The sequence below is a fragment of the Bartonella sp. PS17NMGDW genome (assembly GCF_042193555.1).
GTDB lineage: Bacteria > Pseudomonadota > Alphaproteobacteria > Rhizobiales > Rhizobiaceae > Bartonella > Bartonella grahamii.
Genome location: NZ_JBHILY010000083.1, coordinates 1 through 871 on the forward strand (window position 1 = coordinate 1; position 871 = coordinate 871).

Annotated in this window: 1 protein-coding gene; it reads left to right on the forward strand. The window is 44.4% G+C overall.

What is annotated here, in order from left to right; translation table 11 throughout:
- The coding region (locus ACFIJK_RS09390) for a toprim domain-containing protein (RefSeq protein ID WP_375627601.1) at positions 1-817 on the forward strand (817 nt) is incomplete at its 5' end.
- Between the last annotated feature and the right edge of the window lie 54 nt (positions 818-871).

The following is an 871-nucleotide window of genomic DNA, read 5'->3' on the forward strand; positions in this document are numbered from 1 at the left end:
TTGGCATGGGCGTTATGGAATAGCCCGTTGCCCTGCTCATGATGATAGGCTGCCTAGCTTATCCCTTGCCAATGGACATGATGGGCGTCTCTTACTCTATTGTTATGCTGGCTGCTCTTTTAGAGAGATCATACAAGCGCTCATCAGAATTGGCTTGCTTGGAAAACAAGCTTATAATCAGACGCTTTCTTTCTCCAAACAGATTTGTGCTGATCTCAAACGAGCAAAACAGAAAGCAGAGAGAGCAAAAGAAATTTGGCAACAAAGCCAACCAATCAAAAATACTTTAGCAGAAACCTATTTACGTATGCGGGGTATTACATGTGATTTGCCTCCCGATTTACGTTTTCACGACAAATGTTTGCACCCCTCTGGGGTTACACTGCCCGCGTTGGTTGCTCTTGTTAAGGGCGCTGGCTCTTTCGCCATTCATAGAACCTTTTTACAAGCCAATGGCTGCAAAACAGACCAAAAACCAGCAAAAGCCATGTTGGGATCTGTAACGGGTGGTGGGGTGCATTTAAGCCAAGCCAATCCAAAACATTTGGTCATTTGTGAGGGCATTGAAACGGGTCTGGCTCTTTTGTCTGGGTTGTTATCTGAGCCTGTGAATTTATGGGCGTCTCTTTCAACCAGTGGCATGATGCGTGTGAATTTACCCCCTACAAAAGGGCGTCTCACCATTGCAATGGACGGCGATGATGCGGGTCGTAAAGCAGGTTTTACCCTCGCTGCGCGTGCCTATAACCATGGCTTTGAGGTCTTTATGATGCAAGCTCCAAAAGGAACGGATTTTAATAACGTATTACTTTCTTAAAAGAGGGAAACTATGAAAGATAGTAATTTACAAAACAATAATGAAAATACTCCC